This window comes from Ruegeria sp. BG7 (genome assembly GCF_056535685.1).
In genome coordinates this window covers 1,362,393-1,381,451 of sequence record NZ_JBQFIU010000001.1, presented here as the reverse complement: position 1 = coordinate 1,381,451, position 19,059 = coordinate 1,362,393, and the positions used below count along the sequence as shown (strand labels likewise).

Below are 19,059 nucleotides of genomic sequence, written 5' to 3'. Positions count from 1 at the left end.
ATGACGTTTGCGCTTGGATCGCGCTAACTTGGGCGCATGACACGATTTCTAATCCCCGCCCTGTTCGTAGCCAGTTCAGCTTATGCTGCAGACTGGCCTTTAAAGTCCGGGGACATTCCCCTGACATCAGCAGAGCTTGACGCTTTGGCAGGCCAAACATTCACCTTCTACGATGACGGTCAGGCCAAATTCTCGGCCGGTGGGGCCTATTCCTACACGTATGCCAGCGGAGACTCGGCTTTTGGCACATATTCCATCGCCGAGGACGGCAGCGTCTGTATCGCCTATCGCAACGGATTCAGCCGGTGTGATCTTTATGTAAGAAGCGGTGAGCGGCTGATCCTGATTGATCAGAAAGGAGACCGCTATCCCGTCCGGCCTGAGTAAATCTTTTCTGAATTGAGATACATAACCTAAGCGCAAAGCTGGTGTTCTCTTCATTTTGGTGGGAAATCTTGCCACACTGAACCGACGACCATTCCAGTCAATGGCTTAGGAGGGGATTGAACCTGTGGCAGAAGACACCGACGACCGGCTCGCTTTGGGTAAAAACCGCGGGTCGCATGGCCGCCAACAGGACGAGGGTGTTCTGGTTATTCGCACGATAGCGATGCCTGCAGACACCAATCCGGCCGGTGACATTTTTGGCGGTTGGCTGATGTCGCAAATGGATTTGGCGGCAGGCAATATGGCGGCGCGCGTGGCGCAGGGGCGAACAGCGACCGTTTCCGTCGAGGCGATGCAGTTCCTGCACCCGGTCAAGGTTGGGGACGAAGTGACGCTGTATACGACGCTGACGCATGTTGGGCGCACATCCATTCGTGTTCACGTGGATGTCTGGGCACGCCCGAGGCAATCGCAGAATGGAAAAAAGGTTACAGAAGCCGAGTTCGTGTTCGTCGCTTTGGACGAAAACGGTGCGCCGCGCCCGGTGTTCGACGACAGTTAAGCGCGGCGTGTCAGGCTAAAGCCGGTTCAGTAAGTCGACCGTTGGCCAGGCATCGGCGGGCAGGCCCAAGCGGACCTGTTCGGCCTGCACCGCAGCGCGTGTTCCGGCCCCCAGAATCCCGTCGATCTTGCCCACATTATACCCTTTGGCTTGCAGTTTGGTTTGCAGCTCTTTCATCTGCGCTCCGTTCAAACCTTGCGCCGGATTGCCTACGTCATAGATCTGCGCGCCTTCCAGTCTTGTACCAAAATAGGCGGCGGTCAGAACGTAGACAAAGCTTTGATTCCATTCGAAATAGACGTCGAAATTCGGGTAGGCTAAAAATGCCGGACCATTGCGCCCTTGCGGCAGGATTAGCGAGGCTGGCAGGTTGGCCAACGACCCGCTACGCGCCTGTACGCCCATGGCTTGCCAATCGGCCACCGAGCGGGGTTTACCCGGGCCGGACAGGGACCAGTCCATTTGAGCGGGCACCGTGACCTCTTGCAACCATGGCTCGCCCGCGCGCCAGCCCAGATGCGACAGCATTTTGCCCCCGGACATCAGCGCATCAGCGGCCGAGGTTTTCAGACGGACATGCCCGTCACCATCACCATCGACGCCGTTTTCCAAAATGTCGCGCGGCAGCATTTGGACCATGCCAATCTCTCCGGCCCATGCACCAGTCGTGCGGGCCGGGTCGAAATCGCCGTTTTGATACAGTTCGATAGCGGCGAAGATTTGCGGGCGAAACAATTCGGGCCTGCGGCAGTCGTGCGCCAAAGTCACCAGCGCGTTGCGGGTGTTGAAGTCCCCCTGGAACGAGCCATAGTCAGTCTCGAACGCCCAGAAGGCCAGCAGCACCCCGCGTGAGATACCGTATTCCTGTTCGATCCGGTCAAAGACCGCATCATATTTACGCGACATGGCTTGCCCGCGCTCTATCCGGTTGGCTGAAATCAGGCGGCGCGAAAACTCAATGAACGGTTTCTGAAACACCCCTTGCGCCCGGTCGGCCCTGAGCACCGCATTGTCTTGCTGCACACCTTTGAAAAATGCGTTCACGGTGGATTTGTCAAAGCCTTGTTGCATGGCTTCGGTCTTCAAGCCTTTGACAAAGGAATTGAACCCACCCCCACATTGGGCAAAGGCAGGAGAAGCAAGCAAAGCGGCGGCAACTAGGCCGGAAAGAAAACGCATGAAGGGACCCGTCAGAAAACCAGATTGACCCCAACCCACACCGACACGAGCCCAAGCGCAAGCCCCCAAACGCTCCACAACATGTGACATGCGCGGAAAACCTCCGCCGCCCCGATCTCGCGCGGCGCGTCGCCATTGACCCAGGCCAGGTCCCGCAGCTTTCCATCATAGCTGCGTGGCCCGGCAAGGGCGACGTTCAGCGCGCGGGCCATCGCGGCCTCGGGCCAGCCTGCATTGGGTGAGATATGGCGGCGCGCATCCCCAACAATTTCGCGCCAGCGCGACCGTTGGCCTGAGAGCGCCACGACCAGCACACAAGTCAGCCGGGCGGGGATCAGGTTCAGCAAGTCATCGAACCGGGCCGAAGCCCAGCCAAATTCGCTGTACTTTTCATTGCGATACCCGATCATGCTGTCGGCAGTGTTCGCGGCTTTGTAGACCAAGAGCCCCGGCAACCCGGCGACGAGAAACCAGAAAGCAGGCGCAATGACCCCGTCGCTGAGGTTTTCTGCCGCGCTTTCGATGGCCGACCGTGCCACCTGCGCCTCGGTCATGTCGCGGGTATCGCGTGAGACGATCATCGCCACCTGTGCCCGCCCCTCGGTCAGCGAAGTCAACAGCCCGTCACCCACAGCACGCACATGCGTGACCAGAGATTTCTGTGCCAGCAGGATCGCGCAAACCAGAATCTCGACCACCGGTCCCAGCAACGAAAGCGCCCAGCCAAGCCCCCATGCGCCGCAAAGCAACAGGATCAGCACGAAAACGCCTTTCAATCGTCGCGTATTTCCGTGATTCAGCCGTTTGTCCAACCAGCCAATCAGATTGCCGATCATCACTGCGGGGTGTTTGACGCGAGACCAGAGCCAGTCAGGCTCTCCCAGTGCGGCGTCCAGGCACATGGCGCAGACCAGCATCAGGCCAACGCTCACAGCGCGGCCTCCAATCTGTCCCATCCGTCCTTGGGTGGCAGGCCCAGGCGCAGATAGATGGTTGAATAGGGGAAAATGCGGCTCCAGATATGGTTCTGTGCCAGCCTGTCCTGCCAATTGGCGGCGTCGTCGACTTTGTACAGGCGAAACAGGCTGGTGCCACCAACGATCTGAGCACCCTTGGTAGTAACCAGCGCATCCAGCCGCGCGGCCTCTTCAGTCAGACGCTCGCGTGTGGCGTCAGCCCAACCGTTGTCTGACAAGGCTTGGGTTCCAATGCGCAGGGCAGGGCCCGACACGGACCACGGACCGGTCAAATCGTTTAGCCGGTTGATCAGGTCTGGCCGTCCGATGGCAAATCCCAGACGCATTCCAGCCAGTCCCCAGAACTTGCCAAAGCTTTTTAGCACGATCACACCGGGGCGGTCCGCCAGATGTATCAGAGACGCATCCGGCGTGACGTCGCAGAAGCTTTCATCAATTACGGTTAACGGCGCAGTGACATCGCTTTCCCGCCAGATCCGTCCGTCGGGGTTGTTCGGATGCACGATCACACGGGCGTCTCCAGCTGTGTCGGCCTGAACATTCCAACCCTGAGCTGAAAAGGCGGCCGCGTGTTCGTTATAGGTGGGTGGCGTGATCTGAACCGTGCCGGATGTGGCCAGCGCTGGGATACGGGCGATGATGGCGGATGCTCCTGGTGCGGGAAGGATCGCCGCGCCCTTTGGCACGTTCCAAAACCGGCGCGCGGCCTCGCTCAGGCGTTCAAAAGCCCCGTGGTCTGGCAGTTCCGTCCAATCCTCTGCTGTAAGCCCAGATATCTCATACGGGTGCGGGTTGATGCCGGTCGACAGATCGATCCAGTTGGCGCGTTGACCGCCATATTTGACAATCGCCCTGTCCAGTCCGCCGCCGTGGTCGCGCACGGCGCGAGGGTCCAGACCGTGATCCAATGTGCTCATCTGTTCTCTCTGTGGGAAATGACCGGTTTTGGCGCGTTTCAAGCGGATTTTCGCCTCTTACACAAGCAAATCCGTGTGATCACGGACCTGTGGGGCCGCTGTTAACACTTTGTTAAGGAAATAACGAGATCACGGACCACGGGGGTCGGCACCACTCACCATATCAAGTGCCGAGGTTGTTGCAAATGAAAGTTCTGATTGTTGAGAGTAACCCCGACCTTGGTCGGGTCTGGAAAAGGCATCTGGAGCGGCAAGGCGCCGAGGTCACGCTGGTCGAGACGCAGGAGGCCGCCATTCTGGCGCTGTATGGCACGGATTTTGAAATCATCGTGCTGGATCTGGTTTTGGAAAGCGGCAGTGCGTTGGCTGTGGCTGATTTTGCCAGCTATCGTCGCCCCGAGGCGCGGGTGATCTTTGTCACCAACACCACCTTCTTTTCGGACGGCTCGATCTTTGCCCACAGCCCGAATGCCTGTGCCTATGTACAAAGTGAAACGCCGCCAGAAGATCTGGCGGCGATGGTGGAGCATTACGCAGCAGGGCGTTGACCGCGTCCGTGCGGTTCCATGTATTCCAGAACCGGATTGGTCGGGATGATCCGGTGCGGATTGATGCTGTCATGGCTGTAGTGATAGTGGCGCACGATATGGTTCATGTTGACCGTGGGCGCGACACTCGGCCATTGATACAACTCGCGGGTATAGGCCCAAAGATTGGGGCAATCGATAAGGCGACGTTTGTTGCACTTGAAATGCAAGTGATAGACCGGATCAAAGCGGATCAATGTCGTGAACAGACGCCAGTCAGCCTCGGTGATCCGGTCTCCCATCAAATACCGATTGCGGGACAGGCGGTCCTCCAGCCAGTCCAGTGTGTTGAACAGCGGGCCCACCGCTGCGTCATAGGCTTCTTGCGAGGTGGCAAAGCCCGATTTGTAGACGCCGTTGTTCACGTCTGAATAGATGCGGGCGTTGACCTCTTCGATCTCGTCCCGCATCGCCTCGGGCCAGTAGTCATCGGTGTTGCCGGTGATCCCGTTGAAGGCCGAATTGAACATGCGGATGATTTCCGAACTCTCGTTCGAGACAATGGTTTCCTGCTGCTTGTCCCACAGGATCGGCACCGTGACCCGACCGGAATAGGACGGATCGGCCTTGGTATAGATTTGATGCGCGAAGTCCATGCCGTAAAGATCGTCACCTGTTGCGCCATGATCGTCGGTCACAAAGGTCCAGCCTTTGTCCAGCATGTCAGGGTGCACAACTGAGACAGAGATCAGGTCAGTTAGCTCTTTCAATTCGCGAAAGATCAGGGTGCGGTGCGCCCAGGGGCAGGCGTGACTGACATAGAGATGATAGCGCCCGGGTTCAGCCTTGAATCCGCCCTTGCCGGACGGCCCCGCGCTTCCATCAGCCGATAACCAGTTGCGAAATTGCGCCGCGCTGCGTTTGAACGCGCCTCCCGTAGACTTTGTGTCATACCAAGTGTCATGCCATGTTCCGTCGACCAGCAGGCCCATTTCTTTTCCTCCGCGTAGGCGTTTGACCAAAGATAGGTCCAAGCCTGCCCTGTGCCTATCCGAACGCCCGCGCAACTGCTCTGCATTCGCGCACAATCGGGGCTGGGATTTCTGTGCAACAATTCGCAACCGCGCTGAATTCTGTGATGTGGTTCACTGGATTTTTACAACTGTTCCCGCACAATAGATGTCATTCACGGGGGAACGGATTAATGAGTACCTATGTTTCAAAGGAAATACGCGCCGAGTTGGACGCGGCCCGAATCGCCACGTTGAAGAAAGCCAGCCGTTTGCGGGTGGAAATGGGCAACAATACCTATAAAATCCTCAAATTGTGGAAGGACGGCTTCACTGTTGAGGCCGAAACGACACCCCGCCTGCGTGGGCTGGTCGATATCTACGATGGGGCCAACCACCTCTACCAATGCCTGATCGTCGCGGATGAGGATGAGGGCGGTGAGATGCGGTATGAGTTCAAGCGCAGCACTGCGGCCCATGACAAGGCTCCGCTGGATTTCTATCGCGCGCCGGATGCACCGATTGCCCTGTTGGGGCGCGAGGACTAGGGCCGGATTTCGACGGTCGTTCCGGTTTCAGTCAGAGTCCAAAGCTGCGCCATTTCGGCGTTTGACAGCGCAATACAGCCCAAGGTCCAGTCTCCGGGCAGCGTAAAACCGGCCACCCCATTGGGTTGGCCATGGATGAAGATGTCTCCTCCGGGGTCCGTACCCTGCTGGCGTGCGCGTTTGATGTCGTCGGGTTGTGGGTAGTCAATGCCCAGCGACAGATGAAAGGCGCTGTTTGGATTGCGCCGATCGATCCTGAACAGCCCGACGGGCGTTTTACCGTCCCCTTCGATCTCTTTGTTCCCATCCGGAGCAAAGCCCAGTGCAATGTCAGCCTGCATCACCACTGCCCCGTCCAGCGTGGCCGTCAGGCGGCGGGCAGATTTCTCGATCAGGATATGGTCGATGCGCGTGGCTTCAGGTGCCATTGGCGGCGCAGGCGGGCGAGGGCCAAAACGGTCCCAGCCAACCCAGCCGGCACCCGCGATCAACAGAGCGAGACCTATCAGCCCCAGCCGCCGCATGCCTTACTGCAAGTCGCCAAAAGCCCGTTTCAGTCGGGTACAAGCTTCCTCTACCCGCGCGCGCTGCGTGGCGAGGTTGAAGCGTTCGAACGTCTCTCCACCTTTGCCAAAGCCGGGGCCAGAAGATGTGGCGATCCGCGCGTCTTCGCGCAGGCGACGGACAAATTCTGCGTGGTCCATGCCCGTGCCCGAGAAATCGACCCAGGCCAGATAGGTTGCTTGTAAAGGCATCGACCACAGACCTGGAATTTCGGCGATGGTCTGATCGAACAAACGCTTATTGCCTTCCAGATGTGTAATTTGCGCATCCACCCATTTGGCCCCCTCAGGGCTGTAGGCTGCGGTGATCATCGCCACACCCAAAGCGCTGGGGTCATAGTCCAGTGTCTGCAACCGATGCTTCATGGCCGCGCGCAGTTTGGGATCAGGGATGATCATGTTGCCGGTCCGCTGCCCGGCGATGTTGAAGGTCTTTGACGCAGCGGTCAGCGTCACTGTCCAGGGTCGCGCATCCGGGGCAGCCACGTCCATCGGCACGAACTTGACACCGGGATAGACCAGATCGTGGTGAATCTCGTCCGACACAAGGATCAAACCGTTCCGCTCGGCAAACGCGGCCACGGCACGCAGTTCATCTGGCGTCCAGACACGCCCCGACGGGTTCTGTGGCGAACACCACAGCAACATCTTCTCGGACCCGTCCAGCCGCGACTGTGCGTCGTCCAGATCAAGTCCATAGCTGTCGCCTTCCCGCACTAGCGGGTATTCGACGACCCGGCGGCCTGATTTGTTCACCTTATGCGCAAACTCATGATAGACGGGGGTGAAAATCACGATGCCATCGTCGGGTTCGGTCCAGACATCCAGCGACAGCGCGATTGCATTGCCCAGACCTTGGGTTGTCAGAATCCAATCTGTATCGATTTCCCAGTCATGGCGGGTTTTCATCCACCACTGGACGGAAGCCAGATAATCCGGGTGCATCCAGGAATACCCGAACACGCCATGATCAGCGGCTTTGCGTACCGCGTCGATTACGCAAGGCGCTGTTTGGTAATCGGAATCGGCCGTCCACATGGCCAGCCCGTCATTGGGTGAGACGCCGTACAACATCTCCATCTTGTCCCATTTGGAACTGTTGGTGCCCCGGCGGTCGATCAGGTCGTTGAAAGTCATGTCTGCTCCGTTCTGTTGGTCGAAAGCTAACCGCAAATCGGGCAGGTGCAAGGGGGGCGTTGCGGCGCGGGGCGGGATGGCCTAAATCAGCCTCATGAAACGCAATATCCTGATCCATCCCGACCCCCGCCTGAAGAAGGTCTGCGCGCCCGTAGGCGACCTTACGGACGAGCTGCGCAAACTGGCTGACGACATGCTGGAAACCATGTATGACGCGCCCGGCATCGGCCTGGCCGCGCCGCAGATCGGTGTGCTGGATCGTTTGATTGTTCTGGATTGTGTCAAGGAAGAAGGTGAAACCCCGCGCCCTCTGATCATGTTCAACCCCGAGGTCATCGCATCATCGGATGAAACCAATGTCTATGAGGAAGGGTGCCTGTCCATCCCCGATCAATACGCCGAAGTGACCCGCCCCAAGGTGGTGGACGTCACCTGGATGGATCAGAATGGCAATCTGCAGCAGGAAACCTTTGATGGGCTTTGGGCCACTTGCGTGCAACATGAGATCGATCATTTGAACGGCAAGCTGTTCATCGACTATCTCAAACCGCTGAAACGGCAGATGATCACGCGCAAGATGCAAAAGCTGAAACGCGAGAAAGCACGCTCATGACCGTGCGCACCTGCTTGCCCTGGCCTGACAAACGTCTGCGAACCGAAGCGGATGAGGTGGCAGAAATCACCGATGAAATTCGGACGATCTGGGACGATATGATCGACACGATGGAGGCAATGCCCGGTGTTGGCCTTGCTGCGACGCAGATTGGTGTGATGTTGCGTCTGGCCGTGGTTGATGGATCGGCTGAGCGGGGCAAGGCCGTGCGTCTGGCCAACCCGGAAATCCTGCACAGCTCGATTGAGCTGCGCGAACATGAAGAAGCCAGCCCGAACTTGCCCGGTGTGTCAGCCAAGATCAAACGCCCGCGTGCAGTGACTGTGAAATACGTGAACGAACAGGGCATGGTGGACCGTCGCGACTTTGTCGGGATCGACGCCACCAGCGTGCAGCATCAGATCGATCATCTGAACGGGAAGATGTATTTCGACCGGCTCAGTAAGGTCAAACGCGACATGCTGCTGCGTAAAGCAAAGAAACTGACGTAAGTCGGGTTTCAGCCCGGCACCTGAAAAACTCCGGAGACGAGCATGCGTGTCATCTTCATGGGAACCCCCGAATTCTCAGTCCCGGTGTTGGATGCGCTGGTTGAGGCTGGGCACGAAATTGCTGCCGTCTATTGTCAGCCGCCGCGCCCTGCCGGTCGCGGCAAGAAAGACCGCCCCACGCCCGTTCACGCCCGGGCCGAGGGGCTGGGCCTTCCCGTCCGCCATCCGGTTTCGTTGAAATCAGCCGAAGAACAAGACGCCTTTGCCGAGTTAAACGCGGATGTGGCTGTTGTCGTGGCTTACGGCCTGATCCTACCGCAACCCATACTAGATGCGCCCAAACAGGGTTGCCTGAACATCCATGCCAGCCTGTTGCCGCGTTGGCGCGGGGCCGCGCCGATCCATCGGGCGATCATGTCCGGCGACGCCGAGACCGGGATCTGCATTATGCAGATGGAGGCAGGTCTGGACACTGGCCCCGTTCTGTTGCGGCAGGTAACTGCGATCGAGCCCGAAGAAACCACTGCGAAGCTACACGATCGCCTGTCGATCATGGGGGCCGCGTTGATCGTCGATGCACTGGCCAATCTGCCGAACCTTGCACCTGAACCTCAGCCCGAGGACGGCGTGACTTATGCCGCTAAGATCGACAAGTCCGAGGCGCGCATTGACTGGAAACGCCCGGCGGTCGAGGTTGATCGGCAGATCCGCGGCCTGTCGCCCTTTCCCGGGGCCTGGACCGAAATGGACGGTGAGCGGATCAAGGTGGTTGCGTCGTGCGTCGCAGACGGGCAGGGCGCCCCTGGCGAAGTTTTGAATGACGATCTGCACGTGGCCTGCGGGCAGGGTGCCGTCGAACTGCTGCGCTTGCAAAGGGCAGGCAAAGGCGCGCAGGATAGGGAAACGTTTCTGCGGGGCTGGGCGATACCGACCGGCACTCGGCTGTCTTCGGAGTAAAGCCATATGTTCATGGTGATGATGGGCACCGTCGTGATTGCCGGGATTGTGGGGTACCTGTCCGAGAAATCCGGTTTTGCTCATAACGGCTATCTGCCCTCGATCATCATTTGCGTGGGCGGAGCGTTCTTGTTTTATTTTGTCCGCATCATGTTTGGGATCAGCTTTGGCCCGCCGGGATTGGACGCGGTGATTTCATCTGTCGGGGCCTTGATCATCGTGCCGACCCATTGGAGGAAGTAAGATGCCCGTCGTCGCCCTGATCATCATTGGAGCAGCTGCTGGGTTTTTGGCCACCCGGCTGATGCGGATCGAGGCAGATATCCCGACGACCATGTTGATTGGGATTGTTGGCGCTCTGATCGGAGGGTTCCTGCTGCGGTTTTTGGTAACAGTCATGGGCTGGCTGTCTGGCTTTGTTGGCGCAGTTCTTGGCGCGTTACTGGTGATCTGGATCTGGCAAACCTATCTGCGCCGATAACCGCTTGACCTTAGGTCTTTTGTCCGTCCAGATCGCGTCCAAACGATTTGGGAGGATGCCGATGCTGCACGAACTGAAACCGGGTGATGTCGCCCTGATGGGTGTGCCCCTGGACCTGCATTCCTCTTTCCTGCAAGGTCCGGCTTTCGCGCCCGGACGAATTCGCGAGGCGCTGCATTCGGGTGCTGCCAATCTGACGGCCGAGGACGGCACTGATCTGGGCGCGACCGAGCGGTTTCGTGATACCGGCGATTTGGACGTGTTCGAAATGCGCGGTCAGGAGCCGATTGACCGGATCGAAACCGAAGCAGCCAAGCGGATCGCAACCGGCGCGCGCCTGTTGTCTCTGGGCGGGGATCATTCTGTAGCCTATCCGCTGATCAAAGCCCATGCGGACCGATACGAAGGCCTGAACATTCTGCATATCGACAGCCATCCCGATCTGTATGACGAGCAGGATATCGGCCCATTGGGCCATGGCTGTCCCTTTGCGCGGGTGATGGAGAACTGCCCGGTCAAGCGATTGGTACAGGTCGGAATCCGAACCATGAACGCCCATCAGCGCGCGCAAGCCGACAGGTTCGGAGTCGAAGTGATCGACATGCGCAACTGGAGTGCCGATCTGCAGATTTCTTTTGATGGCCCCGTCTATCTGTCACTGGATCTCGATGCGCTGGACCCGGCCTTTGCCCCCGGCGTCTCACATCACGAACCCGGCGGGCTGAGCACGCGCGAGGTCATCAACCTGATCCATCGCTTCGAAGGTCAATTGGTCGGCGCGGATATTGTCGAACTGAACCCGCATCGCGACCCTTACGGTATGACCGCGATGGTGGCCGCAAAATTCGTCAAAGAGATTGGTGCGCGCTTGCTGTCGCGTTGATTCACCGCGCGTCGCACACCGTGGCCGAACCAAGGGCCGGGGCACCCCTGGTGGTCATATCGTACCGGTTCGCTTCAGCGGCGGTCATCCAGTGCATGCTTTCAGCCGGGGCTGCGAAGAGGGTGTACCAGTAAAATTCCTCATCCACGCCGATGTCTTTGAAATAGTCCAGGTATCGGTCATGTTCCGGGTCGTCTTCGGGCAACTCGGTCGCCACCAGTCCCGATCCGGCCCAGCTGTGAACGCCGACACAGGCCCCCGGTTGCAAGATGCGGCGGTTTCCGGCCAGAAACAGATCGGTGCCCCCGCTGGCAACCAGACCATCTGAGGGTACGACTGTATCGAATCCGGCCTTGTGCACCTCGCGGCTGAAGATGACATTGGCATCGTCATCCACCGATCCTTCGATGTATTGCAGAACCAGAGTTCGGGTCTCGGGGTTTTCGGCGACGACTTCCTCAAATGCCGATAGCGTCGTTTCATCAATCGTGCCTGACGCAATGATCTGGTCGCCCTGTGCAACGAAACTGACAGGTGTATAGTACTCGCCACACGAGGCGAGCAGAGCCAGACAAGCTGATATGGATGTGAATCTGAAGGTCATCGCGTGCCTCGCCGAACTGTACTGCCCAAAGAGGTATCAGCACAGTTCTGTTGCGTCCACCGGCTGGCTTAGCTGCGCGGCGGGCGGCTTTTGTAAACGGGCAGCTGCCATCCAAACGTCAAAGAACCGGCCCGCAACGCCCAGCAAACCAGCGCACAAAGAGCTAGTGAGAGCGAGGGTTCCAACCCCAGCCGGACAGCAATCACAGCTGTCAGCGCGCCGGTAAATGCGCATGAAACATAAAGTTCGCCCTGTTTCAGCACCAGCGGAACCTCGTTGCAGACGACATCGCGCATCAACCCGCCCAGACATCCGGTCGTCACGCCCATCAACACAACTATGACGCCGGATTGATCCAACGACAGTGCCGCGCCGGTACCGGCGGCGACTGCCACCGACAAGGCGAAACTGTCCAGCCAGATCAGCCAGTTGTAACGGCTTTCCATCAGATGTGCGGTAAAGAAAACCAATACCGCAGCGGCGACGGCGATCAGAATGTAATCCGGCTGACCGACCCAAAAGATCGGGTGCCGGTCCAACAACAGATCACGCACGGTGCCGCCCCCGACTGCCGTCAGGCAGGCCATGAAGGCAAACCCTACCAGATCCAGCTGCGCGCGGCTTGCCACCAAGGCTCCGGTCAGTGCAAAGATCAGGACCGAGGCATAATCCAGCAACGTCAGCGCGGTCACGCCTGCGCCTTTTTAGGTTTGAATGGGGCCATCCCGGCGCGGGCCAGTTCGTCGGCCTTTTCATTCTCCGGATGGCCCGCATGTCCTTTGACCCATTCCCAGGTCACATCATGTCGCCCCTGTGCTTCGTCCAGACGTTGCCACAGATCGACATTCTTGACCGGCTTCTTGTTCGAGGTTTTCCAGCCATTGCGCTTCCAACCAAAAATCCAGCCGGTGACGCCGTTCTTTACATAGGCGCTGTCGGTCACGATGGTGATTTTCGACGGGCGCTCCAGCGTCTCTAACGCGGAAATAGCGGCCAGCAGTTCCATTCGGTTGTTGGTTGTCTCGGCCTCGCCGCCATTCAGCTCACGCTCTTTCAAAACGGTGTCCCCGTCCATCGCGCGTAGCAAAACACCCCAGCCTCCGGGTCCGGGATTGCCGGAACAGGCACCATCGGTATAGGCAAACAAGTCAGGCATGGGCGAACACCAGAATAAAACCCTCGTAAGACCCGGCCAGACCTGTTCCCATCCCTTTGACCGAGCGATCAATTGTGAACCCGGTTTGGGTCAGCGCGTCTTCGATCTCGGCTTCGGTATAATAGGTGTAATACCGATCCAACTCGTCCCTGTGCTCACCTGTACCCAGCTTCATGCCGAGAAAAAGCTGCCCCTTAGGCTTCAGAGCAGAGTGAATCGCCTTCAGGTGTCGCGGGAAATCTGCGCGTGGCGCGTGCAGCAGGGAAAAGCTGGCGTAGACACCGTCATAGATAGCGGTTTCGGTGACGTCATCGAACGTGCCCAGATACGCGTCCACTCCGTTCTGCAGGGCGTGATCCACGAAGGCAGGCGTCGCGTCCAGCGCCTTTACCGTCAATCCTTGACGCATCAGGAAACTGCTATCTGAACCCGGCCCGGATCCTAGATCCAGAACATATCCACCTGCGACGACTGCATCTACAAATGCTTGTCTGGCCTCAAGCTGTGCTTCGGGCAGGGGAATGTTCAGGTACTCGGCCACCCTGTTGGTATATGCGTCGATCGTGCGTTTATCGGTCACAGGTATACTCCGACGGCAAGGCTGGCCAAAACAACGGCGGTCAGCAGGACGCGTAACCGCATCCACCAAACCGGTGTCAGCCGCCAATAAGAAAACAGGGCATCCAGCACCAACAGGCCGGCAAACCCGTATATCAGGTTTGTGCCCGCCTGCACCGGCCCGCCGCCCGTCATGAAAAAGGCCCAAAGCGCGGGCAGGACCGACAGTGTGTAACACAGACCTGCCTTGCTGCCCGAGGTCTTAGTGGCAAACCCCCAAAGAACACCGGACATGAAACTCAGGATCACCGAGCCATAGAACAGCTGCACGTATGGACCCACAAACCGCGCGCCAAGGTTCTGTGCGCCCCAAGCGTTCAGGTCGCCGTTCAGATAGGTCAACGCACCCCAGACAAAAGGGATCAGCCCTGCCAACCCCAGATAAAGCGGTGCCTTTGGTACTCCGATCACGCTGGTTGCCTCAGGACACGCGGCACTTTGAACTCGACGTTTTCGGTGGCGGTTTCAACCAATTCCACAGTGACATCGTAATGCGCGCGGAAGGCGTCGATCACTTCGTCAACCAAAAGCTCGGGGGCCGATGCGCCGGCGGTGACGGCCACGGATGAGATGCCCTTGAGCGCACGCCAGTCGATCTCGGTGGCGCGCTGTACCAGTTGCGCGTATTTGCAGCCCTCGCGCGAGGCGACCTCAACCAGACGGCGCGAGTTTGATGAGTTCGGCGCGCCTACAACCAGCAGGGCGTCTGCCTTGGGGGCCACGGCCTTGACGGCCTCTTGCCGGTTCGTGGTGGCATAGCAGATGTCTTCCTTATGCGGCCCGACAATGGCCGGGAACCTGGCCTGAAGCGCAGCTATGATGTCTTTGGTGTCATCAACCGACAGGGTTGTCTGGGTGACAAAGGCAAGCTTTTCGGGGTCACGCACATCAACCGTGGCCACATCTTCGACGGTTTCAACCAACAGAACATCGCCTTCGGGCAACTGTCCCATAGTGCCAACGGTTTCGGGATGACCCTTGTGGCCGATCATGATCATCTGCAACCCTGCATCCGCATGGCGCTGTGCTTCGACATGCACTTTAGAGACCAGTGGGCAGGTCGCGTCGACATAGATCATTTCGCGCTTGGCGGCCTCGGCAGGAACCGATTTCGGTACGCCATGGGCGGAAAAGATCACCGGACGATCATCGGGGCATTCGTGCAGTTCTTCGACAAAAACGGCCCCTTTTGCCCGCAGCCCGTCGACGACAAACTTGTTGTGGACAATCTCGTGGCGCACGTAAACCGGAGCGCCCCATTTCTGCAGGGCCATTTCAACGATTTTGATGGCGCGATCCACACCGGCGCAGAAACCCCGGGGAGCGGCAAGGTAAAGTGTCAGTGGTGGCTTTGTCATTAGGCTGTCTCCTTAGGGCACAGGTAAGTCTTTTCCCGGCCTTGGTCCAGACAGGAGATCGTCATTCAACTGACACGAATCGATGCTAGCCAAGTTATGTTTCAGCACCTGTTCATTGTTAAAGAAGCGCGGCCAGGACCCTGGTCCTGACCGCGCTAATTTTTCCCCATCAAAAAAGGCGTATGCCTGATCAGCTGTTGCCAGCCATCGCAACGTTGCGCGGCTCGGCCGGCATTTCACGTGGCGGGCGTCCGATCACGTCACGCAGATCTTCCAGCTCGATGAAGTTGTCGGCCTGACGACGCAGTTCGTCCGAAATCATCGGTGGCTGACTGCGGATGGTCGACACAACGGAAACACGCACGCCTTGGCGTTGCAGGCTGGCGATCAACGGGCGGAAATCCCCATCGCCCGAGAACAGCACGATATGATCCACACGCGGCGCAAGTTCCATGGCATCGACTGTAAGTTCGATGTCCATGTTTCCTTTGACTTTCCGACGCCCCATGCTGTCGGTGTATTCCTTGGCCGGTTTCGTGACCATGGTGAAGCCGTTGTAATGCAGCCAGTCGACCAATGGGCGTATTGGCGAATACTCGTCGTTTTCCAGGAGCGCTGTGTAATAGAAAGCCCGAAGCAACTTGCCGCGGCGCATGAATTCCTGCCGCAGAAGTTTGTAGTCTATGTCGAAACCGAGTGCTTTTGCCGCGGCATAAAGATTCGAGCCGTCGATGAACAGCGCTAGCCGTTCGTCCTTATAAAACATAAATAGTCCCTTCCGGTATAATACAGACCGCACCGCTAGATGAGTGAGTGAGTGATGAATTGGCGCGTTCTGTCGGTCTATAATTAGAACTTTTGCCGGTTATCGCAAGTATGCAATGTGTCGAATATAGGGTGCTAGATGAGCAATTCGTTGTCAAATGCCGTTGTTGCGCTGGGTGCAAATCTCAACTTGAGAGGAAATGAGCCCGCAATGACACTTCGAAATGCACTTGACGCTATTGCGCGTCAGGAGGTGGTGATTCGGTCAGTCAGCCGATTTTTTGCAACTCCCTGTTTCCCCGTGGGTGCGGGTCCTGACTATGTGAATGCGGCGGCTCTGATCGCAACCGAAAAGTCACCGACCGAGCTTTTGCGCGTGTTGCATGCAGTTGAGCATGAGTTCGGGCGCGAACGGATCCAACGCTGGGGTATGCGGACACTGGATCTGGATCTTGTGTGCTTTGACGATCTGGTGTTGCCAGATCAGGCTGTGTTTGATCGCTGGCTGACATTACCCTCTGACGCACAGCAGAATGAGGCGCCCGATCAACTGATACTGCCCCATCCACGCCTGCAGGACCGTGCTTTCGTATTGGTTCCCATGGCAGATATCGCGCCGGATTGGTGCCATCCGGTTCTGGAGCGCTCGGTTACGCAGATGGTCGCTGACTTGCCTTTAGCTGAGGTTGAGGCGGTCACGCCGCTGTGATCCTTGCAAATGCAGCATTTCCTGCTTGTCAAGGCGCGGATTCGCGCTTAGATAAACCTCTTCCTGACATGGATTCAGAAACGGAGAGCGCCCCATGGCCCGCGTGACGGTTGAAGATTGCGTAGATAAGGTTCCAAACCGGTTCGAGCTGGTGATGCTTGCCGCCCATCGGGCGCGCGAAATCTCCGCTGGTGCTGCGATTACCGTTGACCGTGACAACGACAAAAACCCTGTCGTATCCCTGCGCGAAATCGCCGACGAAACGCAAAGCGCGGATGACCTGCGCGAGCGTCTGATCGAGGCCAACCAGACCCAGATCGAGGTCGATGAGCCGGAAGAAGACCAGATGGCGCTGCTGATGGGTGCCGAATCGGACAAGCCAGCCATGGACGACATGTCCGAAGAAAAACTCCTGCGCGCTCTGATGGAGGCTCAGGGACAGGGGTAAGCCCTAATAACGAAGGTGCGGACCGGATGATTTCTGAAGACGACCTGATTGCGCTGGTCCGCAACTACAATCCCAAGACAAATGCTGATCGCATTACGCTGGCCTATGAGTTCGGCCAGCAGATGCATGAGGGGCAGTTCCGTCATTCCGGCGAGCCTTATTTTACCCACCCCGTTGCAGTTGCCGCCATCCTGACCGAACAGCGTTTGGATGACGCGACTATCATAACAGCGCTTCTGCACGACACGATCGAAGATACCAAAGCCAACTATGGCAAGGTTGCCGAACTGTTTGGGGATGAGGTCGCCAAGCTGGTCGATGGCGTCACCAAGCTGACCAACCTGCAACTGTCCAGCCGCGAAACCAAGCAGGCTGAAAACTTCCGCAAGTTGTTCATGGCCATGTCCAAGGACCTGCGGGTCATTTTGGTCAAGTTGGCGGACCGTCTGCACAATATGCGCACGATCAAGGCGATGCGCCCCGAAAAGCAGGTGGTCAAAGCGCGCGAGACGATGGACATCTACGCTCCACTCGCTGGCCGAATGGGTATGCAATGGATGCGCGAAGAGCTGGAAGACCTTGCCTTCCGCGTGCTGAACCCCGAAGGCCGCCAGTCGATCATCCGGCGTTTTATCACGCTGCAACGCGAAACCGGTGACGTGATCCACCGCATCACCGGCGACATGCGACACGAGCTGGAAAAGGCGGGCATCGAGGCCGAGGTCTTTGGCCGCGCCAAGAAGCCATATTCGATCTGGCGTAAGATGCAGGAAAAGGATCAGGGCTTTTCACGCCTGTCGGACATTTACGGCTTTCGCATCATCACCCAGACCGAAGAGGACTGCTATCGCACGCTTGGTGCCATCCACCAACGCTGGCGCGCGGTGCCGGGGCGGTTCAAGGATTACATCAGTCAGCCAAAATCAAATGGCTACCGCTCGATTCACACCACTGTGTCGGGGCGCGATGGTAAACGGGTCGAAGTTCAGATCCGCACTCGCCAGATGCACGACGTGGCTGAAACCGGCGTTGCGGCGCATTGGTCCTATCGCGACGGTGTACGGACCGAGAACCCTTTTGCGGTCGACCCGGCCAAGTGGATTTCGAACCTGACTGAGCAGTTCGACAACGAGGAAGATCACGAAGACTTCCTCGAAGCGGTCAAGCTGGAAATGTACTCCGACCAGGTGTTCTGCTTCACGCCCAAAGGGGATGTGGTGAAGCTGCCCCGTGGGGCAACACCGATTGATTTTGCCTATGCCATCCACACCCGGATCGGCCATGCCTGTGTCGGGGCCAAGGTAGACGGCATTCGTGTGCCGCTGTGGACACGGCTAAAGAACGGTCAGTCAGTGGACATTATTACCGCTGATGGTCAGACACCGCAGGTCACCTGGCTTGAGATCGCTGTCACCGGCAAGGCCCGTACTGCGATCCGCCGTGCTCTGCGGGAGGTCGACAGAGAGCGGTTCATCAAGCTGGGCAAGGAACTGGCCCGTTCTGGCTTCGAACATGTTGGCCGCAAGGCAACGGACAAGGCGCTGGATACGGCTGCCAAACACTTGCGTCTGAAAGATCGGCACGAGCTGTTGGCCCGTCTGGGCAGCGCGGAATTGACGGCGCATGAGGTGGTCGAAGCCGTCTATCCAGAACTGGCCAAGGACGACGGTGACGCCATTCCGCTGCGTCGTGCCGTGATCGGCCTTGAGCCGGGGCAGAAATTCGACCGTGCGCCGTGTTGTCAGCCTCTGCCTGGCGAGCGGATCGTTGGCATCACCTACCGGGGCAAAGGCGTGGTGGTACATGCCATCGACTGCGACCGGCTGAGCGAATTCGAAGGTGAACCCGACCGCTGGGTCGATCTGCACTGGCATTCGGGCACCCACCCAGCCGTGTACGGCGCAACGCTGGATCTGACCATCGGCAACGATGCCGGGGTTCTGGGGCGAATTTGCACATTGATCGGTGAGAAAAAGGCCAATATTTCGAACCTGGAATTTGTTGACCGCAAACCGGATTTTTACCGTCTGTTGATCAATGTCGAACTGCGCGACCTTGAACAGCTGCACTCGCTGATGCTGATGCTCGAGGCAGAAAGCGACGTTGCAGCCGTCGAACGGCACAGAGACCGGACCAAGACCGCAACCGCGGCTGGCTGAGAAGGGGTGA

General features: G+C 58.2%; 26 protein-coding genes. 13 read left to right on the top strand and 13 right to left on the bottom strand.

Going from position 1 to position 19,059, the window contains the following annotated elements; all coding sequences use genetic code 11:
• Positions 1–36 precede the first annotated feature (36 nt).
• Positions 37–387 carry a hypothetical protein gene (locus tag ACR3EH_RS06870; RefSeq protein ID WP_171188896.1) on the top strand — a complete coding sequence of 117 codons (351 nt, stop codon included), beginning with the start codon at positions 37–39 and terminating at the stop codon, positions 385–387.
• A 223-nt stretch (positions 388–610) separates the two neighbouring features.
• A complete protein-coding gene (locus tag ACR3EH_RS06865) occupies positions 611–949 on the top strand; it encodes an acyl-CoA thioesterase (protein WP_171188978.1) in 339 nt (112 codons plus the stop codon).
• Positions 950–964: 15 nt separating this feature from the next.
• On the opposite strand, the gene ACR3EH_RS06860 is transcribed toward ACR3EH_RS06865, so the two are convergent.
• The 3 genes from ACR3EH_RS06860 to cobD are packed head-to-tail and all read right to left on the bottom strand — an operon-like array spanning position 965 to position 4,022.
• Positions 965–2,128, bottom strand: a complete 1,164-nt coding sequence (locus ACR3EH_RS06860; RefSeq protein ID WP_171188898.1) for a lytic murein transglycosylase — start codon at positions 2,126–2,128, stop codon at positions 965–967.
• Positions 2,129–2,139: 11 nt separating this feature from the next.
• Positions 2,140–3,060, bottom strand: a complete 921-nt coding sequence (gene cbiB / locus ACR3EH_RS06855; RefSeq protein ID WP_171188900.1) for an adenosylcobinamide-phosphate synthase CbiB — start codon at positions 3,058–3,060, stop codon at positions 2,140–2,142.
• A complete protein-coding gene (gene cobD / locus ACR3EH_RS06850; protein WP_171676349.1) occupies positions 3,057–4,022 on the bottom strand; it encodes a threonine-phosphate decarboxylase CobD in 966 nt (321 codons plus the stop codon). The genes cbiB and cobD overlap by 4 nt, the downstream gene beginning before the upstream one ends.
• A 185-nt stretch (positions 4,023–4,207) precedes the next feature.
• Between cobD and ACR3EH_RS06845 the strand changes: the two genes are divergently transcribed.
• Positions 4,208–4,570 (top strand): response regulator transcription factor, encoded by a 363-nt coding sequence (locus ACR3EH_RS06845; protein WP_171096153.1) that lies wholly within the window; start codon positions 4,208–4,210, stop codon positions 4,568–4,570.
• Here ACR3EH_RS06845 and ACR3EH_RS06840 read toward each other — a convergent pair.
• Positions 4,552–5,541 carry a glutathione S-transferase family protein gene (locus ACR3EH_RS06840; protein WP_171676347.1) on the bottom strand — a complete coding sequence of 330 codons (990 nt, stop codon included), beginning with the start codon at positions 5,539–5,541 and terminating at the stop codon, positions 4,552–4,554. The genes ACR3EH_RS06845 and ACR3EH_RS06840 overlap by 19 nt on opposite strands.
• Before the next feature lie 212 nt (positions 5,542–5,753).
• On the opposite strand from ACR3EH_RS06840, the gene ACR3EH_RS06835 reads away from it, so the two are divergent.
• Complete coding sequence (locus ACR3EH_RS06835; RefSeq protein WP_171188906.1) at positions 5,754–6,107, top strand: hypothetical protein; 354 nt, start codon at positions 5,754–5,756, stop codon at positions 6,105–6,107.
• On the opposite strand, the gene ACR3EH_RS06830 is transcribed toward ACR3EH_RS06835, so the two are convergent.
• On the bottom strand, positions 6,104–6,631 hold the full coding sequence (locus tag ACR3EH_RS06830) for a L,D-transpeptidase family protein (RefSeq protein WP_171188908.1): 528 nt from the start codon (positions 6,629–6,631) through the stop codon (positions 6,104–6,106). The genes ACR3EH_RS06835 and ACR3EH_RS06830 overlap by 4 nt on opposite strands.
• A gap of 3 nt (positions 6,632–6,634) precedes the next feature.
• Entirely contained in the window at positions 6,635–7,807 is a 1,173-nt protein-coding gene (locus tag ACR3EH_RS06825; protein ID WP_171676344.1) for a MalY/PatB family protein, read from the bottom strand.
• 94 nt (positions 7,808–7,901) lie between these two features.
• Between ACR3EH_RS06825 and def (ACR3EH_RS06820) the strand changes: the two genes are divergently transcribed.
• The 6 genes from def (ACR3EH_RS06820) (at position 7,902) to speB (ending at position 11,232) form a co-directional block, all read left to right on the top strand.
• Positions 7,902–8,420, top strand: coding sequence for a peptide deformylase (gene def, locus ACR3EH_RS06820; RefSeq protein ID WP_171096140.1), 519 nt, complete (start codon positions 7,902–7,904; stop codon positions 8,418–8,420).
• Entirely contained in the window at positions 8,417–8,911 is a 495-nt protein-coding gene (gene def / locus ACR3EH_RS06815; RefSeq protein WP_171648477.1) for a peptide deformylase, read from the top strand. The genes def (ACR3EH_RS06820) and def (ACR3EH_RS06815) overlap by 4 nt, the downstream gene beginning before the upstream one ends.
• 42 nt (positions 8,912–8,953) lie before the next feature.
• The gene (gene fmt / locus ACR3EH_RS06810; RefSeq protein ID WP_171188913.1) at positions 8,954–9,868 is read left to right on the top strand and encodes a methionyl-tRNA formyltransferase; all 915 of its coding nucleotides are present in this window, start codon (positions 8,954–8,956) and stop codon (positions 9,866–9,868) included.
• A gap of 6 nt (positions 9,869–9,874) precedes the next feature.
• Entirely contained in the window at positions 9,875–10,111 is a 237-nt protein-coding gene (locus ACR3EH_RS06805) for a hypothetical protein (RefSeq protein ID WP_171676342.1), read from the top strand.
• Position 10,112: 1 nt separating this feature from the next.
• A complete protein-coding gene (locus ACR3EH_RS06800) occupies positions 10,113–10,349 on the top strand; it encodes a GlsB/YeaQ/YmgE family stress response membrane protein (protein WP_171096132.1) in 237 nt (78 codons plus the stop codon).
• A gap of 61 nt (positions 10,350–10,410) precedes the next feature.
• Entirely contained in the window at positions 10,411–11,232 is an 822-nt protein-coding gene (gene speB, locus ACR3EH_RS06795) for an agmatinase (RefSeq protein ID WP_171188915.1), read from the top strand.
• Position 11,233: 1 nt separating this feature from the next.
• Here the strand turns inward: speB and ACR3EH_RS06790 are convergent, their stop codons facing one another.
• The 7 genes from ACR3EH_RS06790 to ACR3EH_RS06760 form a co-directional block, all read right to left on the bottom strand.
• Entirely contained in the window at positions 11,234–11,836 is a 603-nt protein-coding gene (locus ACR3EH_RS06790; protein WP_171188917.1) for a COG3904 family protein, read from the bottom strand.
• A 68-nt stretch (positions 11,837–11,904) separates the two neighbouring features.
• Positions 11,905–12,528 carry a trimeric intracellular cation channel family protein gene (locus tag ACR3EH_RS06785; protein WP_171676340.1) on the bottom strand — a complete coding sequence of 208 codons (624 nt, stop codon included), beginning with the start codon at positions 12,526–12,528 and terminating at the stop codon, positions 11,905–11,907.
• A complete protein-coding gene (rnhA, locus tag ACR3EH_RS06780; protein ID WP_171188919.1) occupies positions 12,525–12,992 on the bottom strand; it encodes a ribonuclease HI in 468 nt (155 codons plus the stop codon). The genes ACR3EH_RS06785 and rnhA overlap by 4 nt, the downstream gene beginning before the upstream one ends.
• On the bottom strand, positions 12,985–13,572 hold the full coding sequence (locus ACR3EH_RS06775; protein ID WP_171188921.1) for a class I SAM-dependent methyltransferase: 588 nt from the start codon (positions 13,570–13,572) through the stop codon (positions 12,985–12,987). Before ACR3EH_RS06775 ends, rnhA begins: the two co-directional genes overlap by 8 nt.
• Positions 13,569–14,021 carry a DUF3429 domain-containing protein gene (locus ACR3EH_RS06770; RefSeq protein ID WP_171188923.1) on the bottom strand — a complete coding sequence of 151 codons (453 nt, stop codon included), beginning with the start codon at positions 14,019–14,021 and terminating at the stop codon, positions 13,569–13,571. Before ACR3EH_RS06770 ends, ACR3EH_RS06775 begins: the two co-directional genes overlap by 4 nt.
• On the bottom strand, positions 14,018–14,968 hold the full coding sequence (ispH, locus tag ACR3EH_RS06765) for a 4-hydroxy-3-methylbut-2-enyl diphosphate reductase (RefSeq protein ID WP_171188925.1): 951 nt from the start codon (positions 14,966–14,968) through the stop codon (positions 14,018–14,020). The genes ACR3EH_RS06770 and ispH overlap by 4 nt, the downstream gene beginning before the upstream one ends.
• Before the next feature lie 190 nt (positions 14,969–15,158).
• Positions 15,159–15,734 (bottom strand): LabA-like NYN domain-containing protein, encoded by a 576-nt coding sequence (locus ACR3EH_RS06760; RefSeq protein WP_171096116.1) that lies wholly within the window; start codon positions 15,732–15,734, stop codon positions 15,159–15,161.
• Positions 15,735–15,872: 138 nt separating this feature from the next.
• Between ACR3EH_RS06760 and folK the strand changes: the two genes are divergently transcribed.
• The 3 genes from folK (at position 15,873) to ACR3EH_RS06745 (ending at position 19,049) form a co-directional block, all read left to right on the top strand.
• The gene (folK, locus tag ACR3EH_RS06755; RefSeq protein WP_171188927.1) at positions 15,873–16,442 is read left to right on the top strand and encodes a 2-amino-4-hydroxy-6-hydroxymethyldihydropteridine diphosphokinase; all 570 of its coding nucleotides are present in this window, start codon (positions 15,873–15,875) and stop codon (positions 16,440–16,442) included.
• A gap of 94 nt (positions 16,443–16,536) precedes the next feature.
• Positions 16,537–16,890: a DNA-directed RNA polymerase subunit omega gene (rpoZ, locus tag ACR3EH_RS06750; RefSeq protein ID WP_171096112.1), complete on the top strand. Its 354-nt coding sequence runs from the start codon at positions 16,537–16,539 to the stop codon at positions 16,888–16,890.
• Between the two features lie 26 nt (positions 16,891–16,916).
• Positions 16,917–19,049: a RelA/SpoT family protein gene (locus ACR3EH_RS06745; RefSeq protein WP_171188928.1), complete on the top strand. Its 2,133-nt coding sequence runs from the start codon at positions 16,917–16,919 to the stop codon at positions 19,047–19,049.
• Positions 19,050–19,059: the final 10 nt, after the last annotated feature.